This window comes from Paraburkholderia rhynchosiae (assembly GCF_002879865.1).
GTDB lineage: Bacteria > Pseudomonadota > Gammaproteobacteria > Burkholderiales > Burkholderiaceae > Paraburkholderia > Paraburkholderia rhynchosiae.
In genome coordinates this window covers 14,294-33,416 of sequence record NZ_PNXY01000047.1, presented here as the reverse complement: position 1 = coordinate 33,416, position 19,123 = coordinate 14,294, and the positions used below count along the sequence as shown (strand labels likewise).

At 57.7% G+C, this 19,123-nt stretch carries 15 protein-coding genes; 9 read left to right on the top strand and 6 right to left on the bottom strand.

The window, feature by feature from the left end; translation table 11 throughout:
• Positions 1 to 272: 272 nt before the first annotated feature.
• From C0Z16_RS33760 to C0Z16_RS33725, 8 genes are all read left to right on the top strand, one after another.
• A complete protein-coding gene (locus tag C0Z16_RS33760) occupies positions 273 to 1,565 on the top strand; it encodes an MFS transporter (protein WP_244201457.1) in 1,293 nt (430 codons plus the stop codon).
• A gap of 141 nt (positions 1,566 to 1,706) precedes the next feature.
• Positions 1,707 to 2,729 (top strand): zinc-dependent alcohol dehydrogenase family protein, encoded by a 1,023-nt coding sequence (locus C0Z16_RS39415; RefSeq protein ID WP_102636342.1) that lies wholly within the window; start codon positions 1,707 to 1,709, stop codon positions 2,727 to 2,729.
• 59 nt (positions 2,730 to 2,788) lie between these two features.
• Positions 2,789 to 4,246 (top strand): NAD-dependent succinate-semialdehyde dehydrogenase, encoded by a 1,458-nt coding sequence (locus C0Z16_RS33750; RefSeq protein WP_102636341.1) that lies wholly within the window; start codon positions 2,789 to 2,791, stop codon positions 4,244 to 4,246.
• Between the two features lie 278 nt (positions 4,247 to 4,524).
• Positions 4,525 to 5,907 (top strand): MmgE/PrpD family protein, encoded by a 1,383-nt coding sequence (locus tag C0Z16_RS33745; RefSeq protein ID WP_102636340.1) that lies wholly within the window; start codon positions 4,525 to 4,527, stop codon positions 5,905 to 5,907.
• 267 nt (positions 5,908 to 6,174) lie between these two features.
• A complete protein-coding gene (locus tag C0Z16_RS33740) occupies positions 6,175 to 7,017 on the top strand; it encodes a hypothetical protein (RefSeq protein WP_102636339.1) in 843 nt (280 codons plus the stop codon).
• Between the two features lie 90 nt (positions 7,018 to 7,107).
• Positions 7,108 to 7,767, top strand: a complete 660-nt coding sequence (locus C0Z16_RS33735) for an aspartate/glutamate racemase family protein (RefSeq protein ID WP_102636338.1) — start codon at positions 7,108 to 7,110, stop codon at positions 7,765 to 7,767.
• A gap of 219 nt (positions 7,768 to 7,986) precedes the next feature.
• Entirely contained in the window at positions 7,987 to 8,784 is a 798-nt protein-coding gene (locus C0Z16_RS33730; RefSeq protein WP_102636337.1) for an HpcH/HpaI aldolase family protein, read from the top strand.
• A 167-nt stretch (positions 8,785 to 8,951) separates the two neighbouring features.
• Complete coding sequence (locus C0Z16_RS33725) at positions 8,952 to 9,917, top strand: 2-hydroxyacid dehydrogenase (RefSeq protein WP_102636336.1); 966 nt, start codon at positions 8,952 to 8,954, stop codon at positions 9,915 to 9,917.
• A 121-nt stretch (positions 9,918 to 10,038) separates the two neighbouring features.
• Here C0Z16_RS33725 and C0Z16_RS33720 read toward each other — a convergent pair whose 3' ends face one another.
• Entirely contained in the window at positions 10,039 to 10,968 is a 930-nt protein-coding gene (locus C0Z16_RS33720; RefSeq protein WP_102636335.1) for a LysR substrate-binding domain-containing protein, read from the bottom strand.
• A gap of 821 nt (positions 10,969 to 11,789) precedes the next feature.
• On the opposite strand from C0Z16_RS33720, the gene C0Z16_RS33710 reads away from it, so the two are divergent.
• Positions 11,790 to 13,223: an aldehyde dehydrogenase family protein gene (locus C0Z16_RS33710; RefSeq protein WP_102636333.1), complete on the top strand. Its 1,434-nt coding sequence runs from the start codon at positions 11,790 to 11,792 to the stop codon at positions 13,221 to 13,223.
• A gap of 350 nt (positions 13,224 to 13,573) precedes the next feature.
• Here the strand turns inward: C0Z16_RS33710 and otnK are convergent, their stop codons facing one another.
• The 5 genes from otnK to C0Z16_RS33685 form a co-directional block, all read right to left on the bottom strand.
• On the bottom strand, positions 13,574 to 14,851 hold the full coding sequence (otnK, locus tag C0Z16_RS33705; protein WP_102636332.1) for a 3-oxo-tetronate kinase: 1,278 nt from the start codon (positions 14,849 to 14,851) through the stop codon (positions 13,574 to 13,576).
• A 435-nt stretch (positions 14,852 to 15,286) separates the two neighbouring features.
• Positions 15,287 to 16,168: an NAD(P)-dependent oxidoreductase gene (locus C0Z16_RS33700; RefSeq protein ID WP_102636331.1), complete on the bottom strand. Its 882-nt coding sequence runs from the start codon at positions 16,166 to 16,168 to the stop codon at positions 15,287 to 15,289.
• Positions 16,165 to 17,082, bottom strand: a complete 918-nt coding sequence (locus C0Z16_RS33695; protein ID WP_102636330.1) for an NAD(P)-dependent oxidoreductase — start codon at positions 17,080 to 17,082, stop codon at positions 16,165 to 16,167. Before C0Z16_RS33695 ends, C0Z16_RS33700 begins: the two co-directional genes overlap by 4 nt.
• 68 nt (positions 17,083 to 17,150) lie before the next feature.
• Positions 17,151 to 17,624: an aldehyde dehydrogenase family protein gene (locus tag C0Z16_RS39680; RefSeq protein WP_407070722.1), complete on the bottom strand. Its 474-nt coding sequence runs from the start codon at positions 17,622 to 17,624 to the stop codon at positions 17,151 to 17,153.
• Positions 17,625 to 17,790: 166 nt separating this feature from the next.
• Positions 17,791 to 18,843, bottom strand: coding sequence for an NAD(P)-dependent alcohol dehydrogenase (locus C0Z16_RS33685; RefSeq protein WP_102636329.1), 1,053 nt, complete (start codon positions 18,841 to 18,843; stop codon positions 17,791 to 17,793).
• Between the last annotated feature and the right edge of the window lie 280 nt (positions 18,844 to 19,123).

Genomic DNA, 19,123 nt, shown 5'->3' with positions numbered 1-19,123 from the left:
CATCCTTACTACTTCCAGCTTGAAGCTGGCGTCAAATTGTCGGCGCCTTCTTGTCATCTTGCTCTTTTTCCTCGTCGATTCAGGATTGTCCCCCTATCGACCTGTCCGAGGAAATTAGACCACTACATCTCGATGCATCGCTGATGCAGGTGATGGGTGTGATGGTTTTCAGGGGACTTCGGATGAATATCAGGGTAAATGCCGGCGCTCGACTCGATCGCCTCCCAGTCGGACCTTTCCATACGCGTGTGCTATGGCTGGTCGGATTGGGCATGTTTTTCGATTCCTTTGACAATACGTTATCAAGCTCCGTCCTTGCGACGATGCTTCATAGCGGCTGGTCGACGTTGCAACTGAATTCGATCTTCATGTCAGCCACCTTCGTTGGACTAACGATCGGTGCAGGGCTCGCTGGTTGGTTGAGTGACCGCTTCGGTCGGCGGTTTGCCTATCAGTTCAATCTGGCAATCTTCGGTGGGATGGCACTCGTGTCCGCCTTCGCTCCGTCTATGCCCTGGCTCATCGCCTTTCGCTTCGTGATGGGTTTGGGGATGGGGGCCGAATACGTGATGGGCTACGGCCTGATCATCGAATTCGTGCCGCCAACCCATCGCGGTCGCTACCTCGGGCTGTTGGCGCTCATCGGAGGCTCCGGCGTATTCGTCACTTCGGTGGTTGCGGCGCTCATCATTCCTTTGGTGGGCTGGCGACCGATGTTTGTGATCGGGGGGATCGGCACACTATGGGTCTGGTGGATGCGCCGCCATCTGCCGGAATCGCCGCGCTGGCTGGAGCGAGTTGGGCGAACTGTGGAGGCGGAGCAAGTGGTCCAGGCCATCGAAAAAGAGGCTGGTGTCACCGAGCCCCTTCCTTACGGTCTGCAAACGCCCGCCAAGGAGCCTCATTGGGTCCCATTCTCGACGCTTTTTTCCCGTCCAGTGATCCGGCGCACGTTGCTCGCGATCGTGATCAACGTGATCTGTCTATTCGGTTCGTACAGCCTCACGGGGTGGATGCCAACATTCTTCGTGAGGCAGGGCATGAGTGTGACTCACTCGCTCGGCTTTAACGCCGCGATGATGGGCGGCTGGATCGCAGGCCCGTTGTTTCTCTCATATATCTCTGACCGACTTGGACGTCGTGCGGCAATCATGTTGTTCGCTGCTGCGTGCGCATGTTTAGGCGCCATTTATCCTTTCCTCACCTCTTCGGTCGCAATCATTCTTTGCGGTTTCCTGCTCGTGTCTGCGGTTGCCATCTTCCTGACGCTTGGCTTGGGAATGACGCCGGAACTGTTCCCCACCGAGTATCGGTTCCGCGGCGGTGGCGTTGCCCAGATGTTTGGGCGGCTGGCTCTCATCGGGTCGCCCTTTGTTGTACTCGGGCTCTTTAACCGGTTCGGCATCACAGGTGTAGTTGGTGCAATCTCGGGCGCGTATGTCTTTATCGCGATCCTCGTTATGGTGGCCGGAATCGAGACCAATCAGCAATCACTGGAAGCTCTTGAGCCCGAGGAGCACCCCGAACCATCCGAGGCGTTCCCTCAACCGGCAACCCGACGATAGATGATGGACGATATGTGGATCCAATGTGTAATCGTCCATGACGCGCCCCTTTGAGGCGCTCAGACCTTTTTGACCGAGCGCGCAACAGGTCGACGCCTGCGTGACGTTGCTTGGAGACGAACTTAGCAGAGGAAGTCAAGCATGCGCGGGATAGTTTTTCGTGGTGATTGCACGCTGGAACTCGCGACTGTCCCCGACCCAACGCCGGAGGTCGGTGAGGTTGTTGTGGAGATCAAGGCTTCTGGCATGTGCGGAAGCGATCTACATTTCTATCGTCGACCGGGTAGCTCACCGCCGCCCTCGGTTATTGCTGGCCATGAGCCGTGTGGTGTCGTCGTTGCGGTGGGCCCGGGCGCAATGGGACCTCATGCACGGATCGGCGCGCGCGTAATGGTCCATCACTACAGCGGCTGTATGGGATGTCCGGACTGCCGTTCGGGTTGGCCGCAAATGTGCAGAACATCACCTATCACGGTCTATGGCACAGACGCACACGGCGCCCACGCACCATATATGAAAGTGGCCGCCGACACGCTCGTGCCTCTCGACGAAAGGCTGAGTTTCGAGGCGGGCGCCGCCATCTCCTGCGGAACGGGAACCGCCTGGGGTGCATTTGAGCGAATCGGCCTAACGGGTCGAGACACTGTCGCGATATTCGGTCAGGGACCGGTAGGGCTTTCCGCCACGCTTCTGGCGAAGGCGCAAGGAGCTCGTGTCATTGCGCTCGACATCGACGAAACGCGACGCAACACAGCGAAAGCGTTCGGTGCGGACGCGGTTATCGATCCTCGCGACGGCCGCGTTGCTGACGCCGTTCGTGAAATCACGCGCGGTAGAGGCGCCAGCGTCGTGCTTGAAACGTCGGGCGCCGCCGCGGCGAACCAGGACGCTCTGGATTCCGTCAGCCCATGGGGCACTGTCTGCCTGGTCGGGATCGGCTCTGAATTAAGTTTCTCGCTCGCTAAGTATCTGCGCAGTCAATTGCGCATCCTCACATCGTGGACCATGTCGATCCAAGGGCAACGAGCTTGTGCCGACTTCGTTGTGCAACAGGGAATTGATCTGGACACGTTGTTCACAGATCGCTGGCGACTAGACCAGGCAAAAGAGGCCTACCAGGCGTTTAACCGGCAAAGCGGCGGCAAAGGTGTGTTCCTGATGTAGTGCGTGACCGGTTTCGCACTTCGAGGAGTCGTTGCTGAAAAAGAGATGGAAGGAAGCACATGAGTACTACGCGTAAAGAAGCGGTCCGACGCTACCCGAAGTTGGGCCAACTCATCGCAGGTGAGATGAAATACGACGGCGGTCGCTCGACCATGGAGGTCATCGACCCGACAACCGGCACGCCTCTCGGCTTGGTCTCGATGGCGACCGAAGCCGACGCCGCTGAAGCGCTGGCGGCGGCGAGTAGAGGCTTTGACATCTGGCGTCGGACTTCCGCTTTCGAGCGCAGCGCGCTGCTGCGCAGAGTCGCCGTGCGCATGCGCGAGAAAGCTCAGGAACTTGCTGAACTGCTGGTGCTCGAGCTGGGCAAACCGTGGAACGAGGCGCTCGGCGAAGTCGACGTCGCCGCGGGCATGTGGGAATGGGCCGCCGAGGAGGGTAGGCGTGCTTACGGAAGGGTCATTCCGTCGAGGGAAAACCACGCACGTCAATTGGTGCTGATAGAGCCAGTGGGTCCGGTCGCGGCCTTCGTCACCTGGAACGGGCCGCTGGTCACGCCGTCCAGAAAGATGTCAGGCGCTCTCGGCGCGGGCTGTTCCATTGTTCTTCGCGCTTCCGAAGAGGTGCCGGCGTGCGCGTTCGCACTGGGACAGATTGTCTACGAATGCGGTTTGCCTGCGGGCGTCCTGTCGGTCCTGTCCGGTGACCCTGTGATGCTTTCGACCCGGTTACTCGAAAGCCCTGTGACGCGCGCCGTTACGTTTACCGGTTCGACGAATGTCGGAAAGCTGTTGTCGCAACAGGCGGTCGCGCACATGAAACGTCCTATCATGGAGCTGGGCGGCCATGCACCGGTGCTGGCGTTCGAGAGCATCGACGTACCGCTCTTCGCAAGACGGGCTGTCGCCGCGAAGTTCGCCAACTCGGGACAAGTATGTTTTGCGCCGACCCGGTTCTATGTTCAGCGTTCCATCTACGCCGATGTCGTTGAGGCGATGACGGCCGAGGCCAAAGAAATTGTCGTGGGTTGTGGCTTCGATCCGAATACGCAGATGGGGCCCCTAAAAAGCGAAAGGCGCCTGAGGGCTGTGGAACAGATGGTCGACGACGCAAGACAATTCGGGCTTCGCGTCACAACCGGCGGGGCCGTCCTGGATCGAGCTGGGTTTTTCTACCAGCCCACGATTGTTGCGGATGTAACTACTCACGCCAAGCTGTCTAACGTTGAGCCGTTCGGCCCCATTGCCGCTGTTACGCCATTCGACACATACGAAGGAGCGATCGCTCTCGCTAACCGCTTGCCATACGGCCTTAGTGCTTTTGTTCACGCCCGTGACTTCGAGACGCTTCACCGAGCAACGAACGATCTCGAAGCGGGCAACGTGATCTGCAACGGGTGGAGAGTGACCTACCCAGAGACCCCTTTCGGCGGTCACAAAGAAAGTGGAATGTTTTGCGAGGGCGGAATCGAAGGGCTGCGCGCCTTTCAGAACGTTAAGTACGCATCGTTTTCCTGATTGCATCGCGTGTCTCACGCTCCGCCAGTTGAGGTGTCGACGTTAGCGAAACTTACCGTCCTGTCGATGAAAACGAACTGTACTTAGGCCGACCTCGCGCGCAAAATTGACAAAACGGTAAGGATGCAGGCCGAACAATGTATGCAACAAGTCGGGGAACAGCACACGATTTCAATCCTGCTGCTGGTGTTCTCTAACTGCGAGCAATAGCGTAACTGACGGCTGCAAAGCATTTTCAAGGTGCATCTGCTGCATGAAATATTCCTGGGCAATTTTTTATGAACGACGACGTCGACCTCTGCCATCACTTCGCTAGGTTTGTAGCCAATGCTCGCTACGAAGATTTGCCGGCCGAAGCTATCGAGGGCGCAAAAAAGACTATTCTCGATACCTTGGGCGTGACATTGGCTGCAAGTGGCATGGAACCGGCAGTGCGAGTGTTGGTCGAGTTATTGAAGGAAATTGGTGGGAGCGAAGAGAGCACCGTCCTCGGTTTCGGCGGCAAGTTGCCGGCGATCTCAGCGGCTTTCGCTAATGGCTCCATGGCTCACTGCCTTGACTTTGACGATCAGACTCCGTGGGGCGCGCACGCAGCTAGCTCAATTGTGCCGTCCGTCTTCGCAATCGCCGAGCGCATGGGTGGAGTGTCGGGGCGCAGGCTTATTACTGCGGTAGCCATCGGCCAGGACCTCTTTGCGCGGCTGCGTTGCAATGTTGGCTGGAACCAGAACTGGAATCTTTCGTCGATGGTCGGTGCATTCTCCGCGACGGCATCTGCGGCCTACATCCTCGAGTTGTCTGCCGAGCAGACTTCACATGCACTTGGTATTGCCAGTCAGCAGTCGTGTGGAACGATGGAAGTCATCTTCGCCACGGGCAGTGACCTCCGGGGGATGTATGCCGGTTTCACTGCGAAGGGTGCGGTGATTGCGGCTCTGCTGGCGCAAAAGGGTATCACTGGAATTAGCACGCTGTTTGAAGGAAAGGCTGGGATTTTTAACGTCTATTTCGGCGGGAAGTACGACCGCGAGAAGATGCTTGACGGTCTGGGTGAGCGGTTCCTGGGAGGCACGACGCTGTATAAGGCATGGCCAACCGTCGGAAATTCGCACACCTATATTCACGCGACTATCGAGCTGATGAAGGAGGCAGGCATTGCGGCGAAGGACATCGAGACGATCCGGACCTTCGTTGGTGATTTCACTTACACCATGTGCATGCCCCTTGAAGTGCGCCGCGAGCCAGGCACGCTCGTCGATGCGAAGATGAGTTTGCCATTCATCGTTGGCATCGTCGCGAGCAAGGGAAAAATGGGCATCGGGGATTTCAGTGAAACGGCCCTGAAAGATCCCGACGTGCTGGCGATGGCGGCGAAGGTTGTACCAGTACGAGACCCGAATCAAAACTGGACGTACAAGCTGCCTGACGGTCGAATCGAGATTGTTACACGCGACGGACGAGTGTTCGGACGGCTTGGTGACAAGGTTCCTGGCAGCCAGGAGGCGCCGCTGACTTGGGAACAGATCTTCGACAAGTTCGTGAGTTGCGCTTCCGTTGCCCAAGTTCCGCCGTCAGAGGCAGGTGTCAGCAAAGCTCAGGAGTTGGTGCGGAAGTTAGAGGATGTCGACGACGCGACGGACGTACTTCAAGCACTCACGTAACAGATTTCACGTCCTTCTCGCGGGACGATTGCGCGTGGGCAGCGTATCAAAACGAATGCGATGCGAGATGTGAGGCGCCGTTGCGAAAAGCGTTCGTCGAGCGAGCTTATCTTATCGATTGAATACCGGTCTGGTCAACCGAATCGCAAGACATTTTGCCCAACCGATAGGATAACGAAAGATGTTCGCCTATAAATTGTTTTGTATCGCGCCAGTAGGCGCATCCCGCATTAGAAGCGGATGGATAGTGATTCTTAGGAGGATCAAATGCGCGTTTCAGAGGCTTCGTCGACGGATTTTGGCAGAATTGGCAGCAACATGCGAGAAGGTGTTCTCGAACAAAAATTTCTTCTGCAGGGTAAGCCCGGTTCTCCGAATAATTACCTAATAAACGTCGGCCGCACGGGTGCGGGCGGATGGACGGCGCCGAGTCACCGCCATAATTTCGATCAGGTTCGCTACGTGATCAAAGGCAGCTTCCCCTACGGGAAAGGAAAGAGCCTGCCTGAAGGGCGGGTCGGCTATTTCCCCGAAAGCGTCTACTATGGACCGCAGGACCGCCCCGAAGGGTTGGAGATGATGGTCTGCCAGTTTGGTGGTGCGTCGGGCTACGGCTTTGCAAGTGTGGAAGAGCGCGAGGCGGCAAACGAGGCATTGAAGAGCGTAGGCGAATTCAAGGATGGCATCTTCACGTGGTACGACGAGTCGGGAAAAAAACGCAATCAAGACGGCTTCGAGGCTTGTTTCGAGAAGGTGATGGGGCGCAAGCTGGAATACGCGAAGCCTCGCTACGAGGATCTCGTGCTCATGAACCCGGCCAGCTACGACTGGATTCCTGAGGAATCACCGGGAGTTTTTTCGAAGTGGCTTGGCTCATTCACCGAACGCAACACACGGATTGGTTTCGTGAAGATAGAAGCTGGTGCGACGTTTCCGGCCGGAATGCAGTCGTCGATCGAACTGCTCTTCTTGAGCAAAGGGAAGGTTAGCCTAGAAGGTAAGACTTACGGCCTGCACAGCGCCTTTGAATTCGAGGCGAACGAAGGTCCAGTGCCGGTCAAGGCGGTAGAGGAGGCCGAGTTCTTCTGTCTGGTGCTTCCGAAGTTTTGAGCTGGTTTAAAGCGCGCGGCTTTCGCCGCTTGCACGACGGAAACTGATGTTGCCGCCAACATCTTCCTCCATACCTTGAGTTTAAACATTATGACTACGATTGCGGTGATTCATACTGGACCGGTCACCGTCCAGCCTATCAAGGAGCAGATCAGCGAGCAGATCCCTGATGCGCGTGTGATCAACATCATGGACGACAGCCTGCTCAACGATGTTCGCGCAGCGGGGCATCTCACGCCCGAGGTTGCGAGTAGGATTCATTCGTACATGGCCAATGCGCAAGCGATGCACGTGGACATCATTCTGAACGCCTGCTCCTCGGTGGGGGAGGCTGTTGACTCGGTCCGGAACTTCGTCAGCACGCCCATCGTCAAAATCGATGAGGCGATGGCGGAAGAGGCCAGTTCCATTGGTCGTCGTGTGGGCGTAGTTGCAACTGTCTCGACTACCCTCGAGCCCACTGTTCGGCTGATTAAACGAAAGGCAGTAGAACTCGGTCGGACGGTCGAGGTGACCGAGCGGATTGCGGAGGGCGCCTTCGAAGCTTTGCTCAGCGGAAACGCCCCGCAACACGATGAGATCCTCAAGAGCACTATCTCGAACCTGGCAGAGCAGGTCGACGTAGTCGTGCTAGCTCAGGTGTCGATGGCACGACTCGTTCCGCTCTTGGAAGGTGTACAAGTTCCGGTGCTCGCCAGCCCACGCAGTGGCGTTGCAGCCCTAAAACGAGTGCTCGGTAACACACGTTGAAGACAGGAACTGGGAGACACCTGGAAGTAGTCGACTCGTATCTGTTTTAGAGCGGGCCTTATGCTTCAAATGGTTTGAATTATAGGTGAACGCAGTTGCTGTTCTCTGGCGCACTGGAATGCGACGGCGAATAACAAGCGTTTGGTGCAGTCTTCCGCCTCGTTAAGTTCGGGCCGGTTCTGCAGTCGTTCTTATTGCGTCAGAGAAACAGGAGACAAAATGAAAGTAGAAGCGCGGGATTTGGTTCGCAACGTCGTTAAGGAAAAACTGGCGCGCGACGAAGTAGCTCTCTCCATGACCGTTCGATTAATCAGAACGGCCGAGATAGTGACAATCGCAAAGACTGCAGGTTTCGACACATTTTACATCGACCTGGAACACAGTTCACTGTCAATCGAGACTGCCAGTCAGATCTGCATGACGGCTATGAACTCGGGCGTCGCAGCGTTTGTCCGGTTGCCGAATCTTGGTTCGGACGTCATTGCGCGTATCCTGGACGGCGGCGCGCTCGGCGTGATCGCGCCGCATGTGGAGTCTGCTGAGCAAGCAAAGCAGGTTGTTCGCGCGGCGAAATTTCCGCCCTTGGGCGAACGCTCGCATGGTGGTGTGCTGCCGCATATGGGCTTCCGGTCATTCCCGACTTCTGAGGTCGGCGAAGCCGTGAACGCCGCGACTATGGTGGTCATCATGATCGAAACCAAGGAGGCATTGGCCGCAATCGACGAGATTGCTGCCATCGACGGCGTCGACCTGCTCTTCATAGGGACCAACGACTTGTGCGCGTCGCTGGGCATCCCGGGTCAGTTTGAGCATGGAATGGTCCGCGATGCGTATGCCAAAGGCATGGCTGCCTGCCGCAAGTATGGCAAACACCTCGGCGTCGGCGGTCTCAATGCCCACCCCAAACTCGTGGCCCAGTTCGTCGAAATGGGCGCTCGATATGTATCGACCGGGACGGACATTTCGTTCCTGGTCAGTGGGGCGAGCGCCAAGGCAGCGGTGATGCGCGACCTCTAAGTGCCTAGCTGACCGCCGCAAGACGGCGAGCCGGCGAGCGGCTGTACTGCGAGTAGGTCGGGCCGCGTCACGGGCCCTGTAGATCGAGTCTGCCGGCACGCAAGCCGCAGCCGCGTGTCCATCCGCTGGGCATCGCGTTGGGCTGCCACACTATAGGGAAATTGGAAATGAAGAAGATCGTAGTTTATAAGCCGCTCCCGGAGGAAACGATTGCGTACCTACGCTCGCATGCAGAAGTTACGATCGTCGATCCGAAGCAGCCGGGGGCGTTGGTTGAAGCACTCAAGGACGCTGACGGCGCCATCGGAACCGGCGTAAAGATGAACGCTGAAACTCTCGAGGGTGCCCGCCGTCTCAAGGTGCTTTCCACCGTCTCGGTCGGCTTCGATGCGTTTGACGTTAGCTATCTGAATGGGCGTGGGATCCTCCTGACCAATACCCCAGACGTGCTCACGGAATCCACGGCAGACACCGCATTCTCGCTCATTCTTCTTACGGCACGGCGTCTTGCCGAACTCGCGGCGTATGTAAAGGCCGGTAAGTGGACGAAGAAAATCGGTGAGGACTTGTTTGGCGTGGACGTCCATCATAAGACGCTGGGCATTGTTGGCCTCGGGCGTATCGGAGCGTCGGTGGCTCGACGCGCTTCGCTGGGTTTTCAGATGAATGTGCTGTACGTCGACCAAGGTGTCAACGGGCGCGCTGAGCGAGAGTATGGAGCGAGGAAGGTCGACCTCGATGAACTCCTTCGATTGTCGGACTTCGTTTTATTGCAGGCGCCATTGACCAAAGAGACACGCAATCTGATCAGCACCCCTCAACTGAAGGCGATGAAACCCAGCGCGTTCCTCATCAATGCGTCACGCGGACCGATTGTTGACGAACCGGCGCTGGTTGAGGCGCTGGAACACGGCACGATCGCGGGCGCTGGACTCGATGTGTACGTTGACGAGCCGCTGTCGATCGATTCGCCTCTGCTAAAGATGGACAACGTCGTGACGTTGCCTCACATTGGTTCGGCGACTCACGAAACTCGTCATGCAATGAACAAGAACGCTGCCGAGAATCTTATCAGCGCCCTGGATGGGACCTTGACGGTAAACATGGTGAACCCGGAAGCGCTGAAGCGCTGAGGCGCAAAAAACCCGCCGGGTTTAGGCGCGCATCGCGCCCGACCCGGTCAATATGGATGCCGAAACGACCTTTGGCGCCGCCTTTGAGGCTTGATGCGGCGCTCAGTTTTGCGTCTGTTGGTTACTTCGACAGGTTCTTCACAATATCTATCATTTTGTCGAGGATAGGATCGTTCTGTCTGCTTACCCACCCGAAGATGAACCGCGTCGAATAGTTGAGATTGGTGAGCGGAACAATCGTTAAGTCGCTGGGGTATGCAAAGTTCTTACCCATGACTGCCAGCCCGATCCCTATCCCCACGGAAATGAGGTTCAGTTGGGACGCGATGGTACTGACTTCCTGCACGATGTTCGGCTCAAATCCTGCGGCTTGGCAGAACGAGTAAAGCTGTCCGTAGCTAAGGCTGCTGCTGGATCTGGGTACCACCACAAACCACTCGTTGGCGAGGTCTTCGAGCGTGAGTGATTTCCTGCGCGCCAATCGGTGGTCGTGTGGAACGACGACACCGAGGTTGCCCGTCTGAATGCATACCGAATCGAGAACAATGCCTTCGCGCTCCATGTTGATCTCGGTACGCCGCTTTCCCGGATGCGGACTTGGCCCCAAGTGCATGAACCCGGCATCGATCTTTCCCTCTGCCAGAGCCTTCGGCTGAAGCGAGGTTGACATTTCGACAAGTGAGAGGCTGATCTCAGGATAGCTCTCGCGGAATTGCTTGACTGCCGCGCGGAAAATCGAGTGCATTAGCGTAAGAGAGCCGTAGCCGATCCGAAGCGTTCCCGTCATACCCTGTCCGACACGTTTTGTGAGGACTATCGCTTCATTCAGATCGTCCATCACACGTACGAGCTGGGGCAGTAGCGTGCGCCCCGCGGCCGTGAGCTTAACCGTATGTGCAAGCCGCTCGAACAGCGGTGTTCCGAGCTCTCCCTCGAGGTCAGCGATGATCTGCGAGACGGCCGGCCTCGTGATGTGTAGTCGCACCGCGGCGCGCCCGAAGTGTTCTTCCTCCGCAGCCGCAATGAAATAGCGAAGATGTCGAAGTTCCATCTTTCTCACGTCTCCTTTCAACAGTCGACGGCCCACAACGCACTGCCGGCCGCCGCCCGCCGCCCGCGTACAACTTATCTGGATGCCAAACGACAAGTGTGTCGCGGGCGGTTAGCGCCGCTTACCAATGCACCATAATAGCTGACTTGACCCCGCGTCGGTGCGATTCCAAACTCTCATCATGGTCACTAAGGCTGCGAAGTGAATTCAGTCCTTCAACCGAAAACGCGCTCTGTTTGCTTCCGGACCGGCGTCGTTCGCCGGCTCGCGGCGTTGGGGTGGGTAGTCGTGCTTCGCCGCAGAACAGAGCGGCGCCTATTAAGCGGTTGTAACTCGTCAAGCGGGAGACATCTGTGAGCCTTTCGGGAAGTTCATTGCGCGCCGTTATTGAGAAATGGATTGGAAGGACGGACAGCGTACGGGTTACGCAGTTTAGCCATGGTCGCGATGAGCAACACAGGTTTGTGCGTGTCGAAGGTGCGTCGGGTGCGGCTCTCGTCGCCCTCATTTTCTTCCGCCACAATGACGGTAGCTGGTGTGTCTTTCCGCCCGAGCGCAAGCGGCCCGCGATGAACCTCAGCCTTTGAAGGGGAGTAGTGCGTCCAATCAATTGGAACAATCCCTTAAGGCGCCCGCGTTGACCGTTCGAGGCGAGGGCACAGGAAGCCGTGTCGATCAACGGCGCTGGAACGTTACAAACCAGTCGATATCTGTGAGAAACACGCCGAAGGCGCGGTCCGCCGTATGCGAACACATTTTGTTTTCGGTTCGATAAAAAGCGCTGAGCGAACATCGACCGATTGAATTGACAGGAGACTGATATGCGATCATACGAGAAGTGCTACATAAACGGTGAATGGGTTTTTCCTCTTAGTCGCAAGGAATGGACGTTGGTCAATCCGGCTACCGAGGAGCCGTTCGCGACCGTTGCGCTGGCAGGAGCAGAGGACGTCGATCTGGCTGTGAAGGCTGCACGGACTGCCTTCAAGTCTTTCGGCAAGACGTCCAAGGCCGAGCGCATTGATTTGCTGGAACGGATCATCGACCGCTTCGTTAGCCGCGAGAAAGAACTCGCAGAAATCGTCACGCTCGAACTAGGCACGCCGATCTCACAGAAGCTTCATGCGCCGGCAGCGCTCGGGTCCTTCAAGCAAGCGCTGGCCACTCTCAGGGATTATGAGTTTGAGTACCGTCTCGGGCCCAATACGGTTCGTCGTGAGCCGATTGGTGTTTGCGGACTCATCACGGCGTGGAACTGGCCGCTTCAGCTTCTTGCAACGAAGCTCGCGTATGCATTGGGAGTCGGTTGCACGGTGGTCTTGAAGCCAAGCGAATTTACGCCGCTCAGTGCAATTCATCTCACCGAGGTGCTTCATGACGCGGGCGTGCCCAAGGGCGTCTTCAACCTGGTGCTAGGTGACGGTCCGATAGTAGGTAATGCGATCAGCAAGCATATGGACATCGATATGGTCTCGTTCACTGGTTCGACGAGAGCAGGTGTGATGATCGCCGAGGCGGCAGCCCCTTCAGTCAAGCGTGTCGCTCAGGAGTTGGGCGGCAAGTCCGCGAACGTTATTCTCGACGATGCGGACCTTGAGGCCGCGGTGAAATGGAACGTGGCTCGCGCTTTCTCCAACAGCGGTCAATCTTGCCACGCGCCGACGCGAATTCTGGTACATGAGAGCCAGATGGAAGAAGTGTTGGGACTGCTTGAGCAGGAGGCGAAGGCGGTCAAAGTGGGCAATCCGCTTGACGCGCAGGTGACCATGGGCCCGGTGGTGAACAAGCTGCAGTTCGACCGGGTGCAGGAATACATTGAGATCGGCATTCGAGAGGGCGCCAATGTCCGGGTGGGCGGCGTAGGGCGACCGCAAGGACTGGAGCGCGGCTACTTCGTCAAACCAACCATTTTCTCCCATGTGACGCCGAACATGCGCATCGCGCAAGAGGAGATTTTCGGGCCGGTGCTCGCAGTTATTCCGTATCGTACCGAAGAAGAAGCCATCGAGATCGCAAATGGAACGCCTTATGGATTGGGCGCCTATGTCTTCTCCTCGAACCGGGAACGAGGCACGTCGGTAGGTCGACAGCTTCAGGCGGGCCGTGTCTTTTTGAACGGTGCCGTGAGCAACACCGAGGCTCCGATGGGCGGCTATAAGCGCTCCGGAAACGGACGTGAAATGGGTGTCTTTGGGCTGGAAGAGTATCTCGAGACGAAGGCGATGATTGGATTCGACGCAGAATTAGCCGCTTGATTCCGGCTATGGAGGGCGCGTCGATCTTGACGCGTTCATAGTGCCTCACGTTAATCCGTTGAAGGGTGAGTGAGGCTTTTTTTGCAGCTCGCCGGTACTGGTTGATTGAAGGATGGCGGCGAGATGGAGTGGAGGGAAGGCAATAACAACGAGGGGCACGCGTTAGGCTGACGTTTCGTTCGATTAAGCGAGATTCACTCGTTACGCGCGGCGGATCATGCGAAAGCCGGCAGCCAACGTGGGCGGCGGGTGGCTTGGGTCGGAACTGGACGCCACTAAAGCCGTGGGCGTGTCTTTAGGCAACGCTGTTTTGGCGGCGTTTTAGTCCGCGAGCCTCGAATGGCACGTGCCTAGCTGCTGAGCGCGTTCAGCGCTTTGGTAAAGAAATCGACTGTTCCAAAGTTACCGGACTTCAGGACGAGAGCAAGCGGCGCCTCATCGTTGATGCCAACAGATTGCGTTACTGGTACCCCAGGATCGATTTGCGATCCGATGCGCAACACGCGCACGCCTAGCCTTTGCACGACCGCTCCGGACGTCTCACCGCCAGCGACCACGAACTTCCGCACGCCGGCATCGCGCAGCTTGAGCGCAATAGAGGCCAGTGCATCTTCGACCAGATGTCCGGCTTTTTCGACGCCCAGCTTCCTCTGCACTGCTTTTACTTCGTCTGGCGATGACGTCGCGTAGATCAGCACTGTTTCGTTGTCGTGGCTCCGCGCGAACTGAACGGCGTTCTCGATCACCGGTTCGCCACGAGACATCGTCATTGGATTGATACGGAAACTGGGCCTGGAGGCGCGCCAGTGCGCCACCTGTGCGTTGGTGGCCGTCGATGCGCTGCCCGCAAGCACGACCGCTCTGCCGTCGATTTTCGGCAGGTCATCGGCGTGCCCTGCGTACACGAGCAGATCGGCCGAGTGAAAGTTCTGCGGCAGACCAAGCGCAATGCCGGAGCCACCTGTAACCAGCATGAGATCGCGGCACGCTTTGCCGATCGTGAACAGGTCCGAGTCGGACATGGCATCGGCAATGGCAAGCCGTACGCCATCTTCCTTCAATTCCTCGATGCGCGCCCGTGTTGCGTCGGTGCCCTTCGCGATGCTGTCATAGCGGATCAGGCCGACTCTCGATTTCGTTTGCCGTTGCAACACGCGCACGAGGTCAGGATCGGTCATTGGTGTGAGGGGGTGATGCTCCATGCCGGACTCGTTCAGCAGCTTGTCGCCGACAAAGAGGTTGCCGCGAAAGATCGTGCGCCCGTTCTCGGGAAAGGCAGGGCAGGCGATGGTAAAGTCATCCTTCAAGGCGTCAAGCAAAGCATCCGCGACCGGTCCAATGTTGCCCTTATCGGTGGAATCGAACGTCGAGCAATACTTGAAGAAGAACTGGCGGCAACCCTGCGCGCGCAGCCATTCGAGCGCGTACAGCGACTCACGAACGGCGTCATCGGCGGGAATCGTGCGTGACTTCAAGGCGACGACGAGCGCATCCGCTTCGACTTCTACGCCTGCGGACGGTAAGCCGATGGTTTGAACCGTACGCATGCCACCGCGCACGAGCATGTTGGCGAGATCGGTCGCGCCAGTGAAATCGTCGGCAATGCAGCCGAGCAGTGCCTGCGCCATTTACTTCGCTCCTTTCGGGACTTCGCTGCCCGCAAAAGTTCTTTGACTGCACAACCGCGCTCGCCGCTGTGCTCCACGGCGAGCTTCTCTCGTCGACTACCTGTACAGCGTGCCGACAAGCGCATAAGGGCTCGCGACTGTTTAATCACCTCAAACGCGATCGCAGTACTTCGGTTCAGAAGACGTGCCGGCTTCGCGCACGAGCGCGGACACCGATGGCCCCTTGGTGACCTGCGGCAGCGTCGTGTTCGCTAACAGGCTTCGCTGCAGTCTCGGCACCGACTGTCTTCTTGGGACCTGGTCAACTGCACGCGGACGACCGCAGCAAAAGCTCTGGTCGCAAACAAGGCCGCAAGCACTTTTGCGCGACTGGGCCAATCGTTGGTCCTGCATGCCGTCGCTCGCCTTTCACCACCTTGCGATAGGTACGTGCAACTAACGCGCGCCCGGGGCCGGTAGGCCGCAGTCCAGCTCCCAGATCTCCGCAAGTCGATCGACGCTGACCGAGTGACCAAGTCTGTTTGCAGCAGCATCCAGCGTCGAGCGGGCCATTGTTGCGATGAGCATCGGAGCTCCGTAACGCATACCTACGGCCGATGCCTTTCTAAGGTCGTTTGCCCAACTGCCCAGCGTGACATTGGCGGTTGGCCTGTTGGCTGCGAGCGCCGGAAGAACCCGTGCCGAGGCGCTGTTATAGCCGGAACTCTTGTTCAGCACGACGGCCATGTCGGCAATCGTGAGTCCGTTCCTGGCCCCCATCGCTGCGCATTCATAGGTAATGAGTCGATTGCATGCCGCGATTGCCGCGACGACCAGGCGCATGGCGTGACCGCTGCCTGCATCGCCGCAGTGAATGACCTTCGGACAGACAGCTTCAAGAACGCTTTGCACGGACTGGAGGACGCTTTCGGATCCTCCGAAGAAGATGGCCGCTGCCTCCGGGGCTTCTTCGATGTTTTCCGTGTGTAGGGGCGCATCGACCAAGATAATTCCAACCTCGCTCAAATCTTTGGCGAGGGACCTGGTATCGTCAGGATCGCCTTGGCTCATGTCGATCACGACTCTGTTTTTTTCGGACCCTGCGTTCAGCCAATCCGGGCTTCGTAGCAATGCTTCTCTCACCTCGTCAGAGTCGATGCAGAGGACGACGAGGTCCACACCCATGGCCAGATTAGCAGCGTTGTCGACCCGCTCTGCACCGGCGCAATGCACAGAGACGTTGTTCGTGTCCAGAACGCGAACAGTGTGAGACTTTGTCAACTGGCGAGCTATAAACGAAGCAAGCTCACCGCTTCCCGCCAGGCCAATCGTAGTCATTTTTCCTCCTGAGACTTTACGTCTGTGGTCGCGTCTACAAACTTTGTGTCGGCCATCGACTCGATGACGCCAATCATCTGCTCAAGTTCTGCGTCCTTACCTAGCGAATTAAGGCCGATTTGCAGTATCGAGCGTGCGGCTCCGCCGATAGGCATGGGGACGCGCTGCTCCGCGGCCAGTCCGATTGCCTGATGGATATCCTTGACTTGAAGGGCCAGCCAGAACTTGGTGGACTTGCGACCTTGGGCAATAGCGGGCAACATTCCTTGTGACGTGTAATTACGTGCCGTCGTGGCGTTGATCGCTTCGGTCATGACTTCGAGCGGGAGGCCGAATTTCCGCCCCATCGCGACAACTTCGAGTGTTGCAAGTCGGCAGCTGACGTTCATCATGTTGTTCACGGTTTTCATCGTCTGCCCGTTACCGACCTGTTCTCCGCAATGAAAGACGTTAGGACTGATTGACTGCAAGATCGGCAACGCCGTTTCAAATGCCTCATGCGGACCCGATGCAATAATGGAAATGGTTCCCGCAACTGCGGTCGCCATCGCTCCGGAGACCGGAGCGTCAAACAGCGGAACGCCCAACCCCTCAAGCCGTCGGGCGAATTCTCGGGTTTGTGCTGGCACACCGCTAGTTTGATCGACAACGATGTTGCCCGACGAAAGCCCTTGCGCCACACCGTCCGGGCCGAAAAGCACCGCTTCAACATCCGAGCTTCTGGGCAGACAAAGCAGCACCAGGTCGCTGTTACGTGCGAGTTCTGCCGGTGTCGCCGCCGCTGCTGCGCCGAGTTCGACGAAGGCATCGACAGCCCTTCTATTCAGGTCGAACACGCTTAATGGGAACTTGCCGATCAGATGACGGGCAAGCGCGCCCCCCATAGCGCCCAACCCGATGTACCCGACTCGCATGGATCTCCTCCTTGCTTTTACTGCCGATGCTGTCCTCGGCGGACTGTCGCATCAAAAGCGACGTTACGCTATCGTGCGCTCTGCAGCGGAGCGCGTCGAGTCGCATTTTCTTCGCAGGCCGGTAAGCCCCACTTACCACGATCATTGAGGGCTTCTATCCTGTTCTCCCGGCCGAGGCCCGACATCTTCATTCCACCGAATGGCATCATGAAACTATACGCACGGTACGTGTTGACCCAGACTGTCCCAGCTTTGAGCGCGTGCGTCATGCGCCTCGCTCTTCGACCGATGTTTCCGGTCCAGACGCCAGCTACGAGACCGTAGATGACGCTGTTGCCCAATTGGACGGCATGTTGTTCCGAGCTTCCGCCTGTATGTAGTGGCGTATCGATCTGGTTGTGGAAGCTTCCGTTTGCGTAGTTAGGGGAGTGTTCGATGCGCGACAGGCTGCCATTATCCGGCAGCTTCCCAAACACGGGCTGCTGGAGATATACACAGACGGCGAATCCAAAAGCTGCGGAAATGACCGCAAGCAGAATCATTAGTCTCGAGGCGAACCGTTTCATCAGAGAGTCATGATCGGCCTTGGGCCGATAGTTGTGCAGGTTTCGACGAGATTTTGGGGCAGTAAGCCAGCCACCTACCAAGCGCTCTCGGTCGCGATCGGATTAAAGCGCTTGACCGTGTATGGCTTACAACACCTACAACTCACGCTGACACTGAGAGGGACGCCATGTCAATCACAAATCGGTAGCGGACGTCGGCCCGCTCCATCCGTTCCCACGCTTCGTTGATCTGATCCATACGAATCATTTCGCAGTCAGGCAGGATGCCCTTGCGCCCGCAGAAGTCGAGCATTTCCTGAGTTTCCCGAATTCCGCCAATCGGCGAGCCAGCGATGCGTCGACGACCGACAATGAGCGGTACCGTGCTTGGTTCGGCAAGCGGGCCTACCTGGCCGACAAGAACGATAGTGCCGTCGACGTCGAGCAGCGGCAGGTAAGGATTCAGGTCGTGACGGACCGGAATGGTGTCTATGATGAGGTCGAACCGGGATGCGGCCTTCTCCATTGCTGCGTTGTCGGTGGAGAGTAGAAGTGCCTCGGCACCGAGCTCTCTCGCATCAGCCGCCTTGTCGGGCGTGCGGCTCACCACGGTCACGGTCGCACCGAGGGCCGACGCGAGCTTGACTGCCATATGCCCAAGGCCGCCCAGACCGATGACGCCGACCCGGCTGCCGGGACCGATCCCCCATGTGCGCAAGGGAGAGTACGTCGTGATGCCCGCGCAGAGCAGCGGCGCCACACGCGAGAGGTCAAGGCTGTCGGGCACGCGAAGCACGAAGTCTTCGCGGACCACGATATGTTTCGAATAGCCTCCCTTGGTCGGCTCATTCGTAACCCGATCGAACCCGCAGTAAGTCTGCGTGTTTCCTTCGCGGCACAACTGCTCCAAGCCCTTGCGGCATTGGTCGCATGTCATGCAGCTATCCACCATGCAGCCGACAGCGACGTGGTCTCCAACCTTATAGCGCTTCACGTGCGGAGCCACATCAATGACGCGGCCCACTATCTCGTGACCCGGCACCAGCGGATAGTTGGACCAGCCCCAGTCGTTACGAGCCTGGTGCAGGTCGGAGTGACAGACTCCACAGTACAGGATCTCGATTGCAACATCGTTGAATCGCAGTTCGCGCCGCTCGAAGTCATACGGTTGGAGCGGCGACTTCGGGGTTTGAACGGCATAGCCTCGCGTCTTCATCGTGGAACCTCTTGGGATGAATGAGAGAAAGTAGAATCCGCCAGCAATCGGGATGCTTGTGGATATGGGCGTGTAGCGCTCGAGAACCTGACACCGTTCGTGGACACGTGTTTGACTTGTCCGGACGGCGGAATAGTCGATTGTATGGAAAGATTGACGAGGAATTAAGCCGGCGCTGACGCATGGTGCTATGAGCTGTGCTCATGAGTCGCGGCGACGGAGTCGCCCCGTCCGGTTACCGGCGACGTGTATGGCCGCACACGCCGCGCGATGCATGGTG

Excerpts from the sequence above, each read along its gene's own strand:
- C0Z16_RS33760 (WP_244201457.1), top strand. The coding sequence starts at position 273 with ATGTTTTTCGATTCCTTTGACAATACGTTATCAAGCTCCGTCCTTGCG.
- C0Z16_RS39415 (WP_102636342.1), top strand. The coding sequence starts at position 1,707 with ATGCGCGGGATAGTTTTTCGTGGTGATTGCACGCTGGAACTCGCGACT.
- C0Z16_RS33750 (WP_102636341.1), top strand. The coding sequence starts at position 2,789 with ATGAGTACTACGCGTAAAGAAGCGGTCCGACGCTACCCGAAGTTGGGC.
- C0Z16_RS33745 (WP_102636340.1), top strand. The coding sequence starts at position 4,525 with ATGAACGACGACGTCGACCTCTGCCATCACTTCGCTAGGTTTGTAGCC.
- C0Z16_RS33740 (WP_102636339.1), top strand. The coding sequence starts at position 6,175 with ATGCGCGTTTCAGAGGCTTCGTCGACGGATTTTGGCAGAATTGGCAGC.
- C0Z16_RS33735 (WP_102636338.1), top strand. The coding sequence starts at position 7,108 with ATGACTACGATTGCGGTGATTCATACTGGACCGGTCACCGTCCAGCCT.
- C0Z16_RS33730 (WP_102636337.1), top strand. The coding sequence starts at position 7,987 with ATGAAAGTAGAAGCGCGGGATTTGGTTCGCAACGTCGTTAAGGAAAAA.
- C0Z16_RS33725 (WP_102636336.1), top strand. The coding sequence starts at position 8,952 with ATGAAGAAGATCGTAGTTTATAAGCCGCTCCCGGAGGAAACGATTGCG.
- C0Z16_RS33720 (WP_102636335.1), bottom strand. The coding sequence starts at position 10,968 with ATGGAACTTCGACATCTTCGCTATTTCATTGCGGCTGCGGAGGAAGAA.
- C0Z16_RS33710 (WP_102636333.1), top strand. The coding sequence starts at position 11,790 with ATGCGATCATACGAGAAGTGCTACATAAACGGTGAATGGGTTTTTCCT.
- otnK (WP_102636332.1), bottom strand. The coding sequence starts at position 14,851 with ATGGCGCAGGCACTGCTCGGCTGCATTGCCGACGATTTCACTGGCGCG.
- C0Z16_RS33700 (WP_102636331.1), bottom strand. The coding sequence starts at position 16,168 with ATGACTACGATTGGCCTGGCGGGAAGCGGTGAGCTTGCTTCGTTTATA.
- C0Z16_RS33695 (WP_102636330.1), bottom strand. The coding sequence starts at position 17,082 with ATGCGAGTCGGGTACATCGGGTTGGGCGCTATGGGGGGCGCGCTTGCC.
- C0Z16_RS39680 (WP_407070722.1), bottom strand. The coding sequence starts at position 17,624 with ATGATTCTGCTTGCGGTCATTTCCGCAGCTTTTGGATTCGCCGTCTGT.
- C0Z16_RS33685 (WP_102636329.1), bottom strand. The coding sequence starts at position 18,843 with ATGAAGACGCGAGGCTATGCCGTTCAAACCCCGAAGTCGCCGCTCCAA.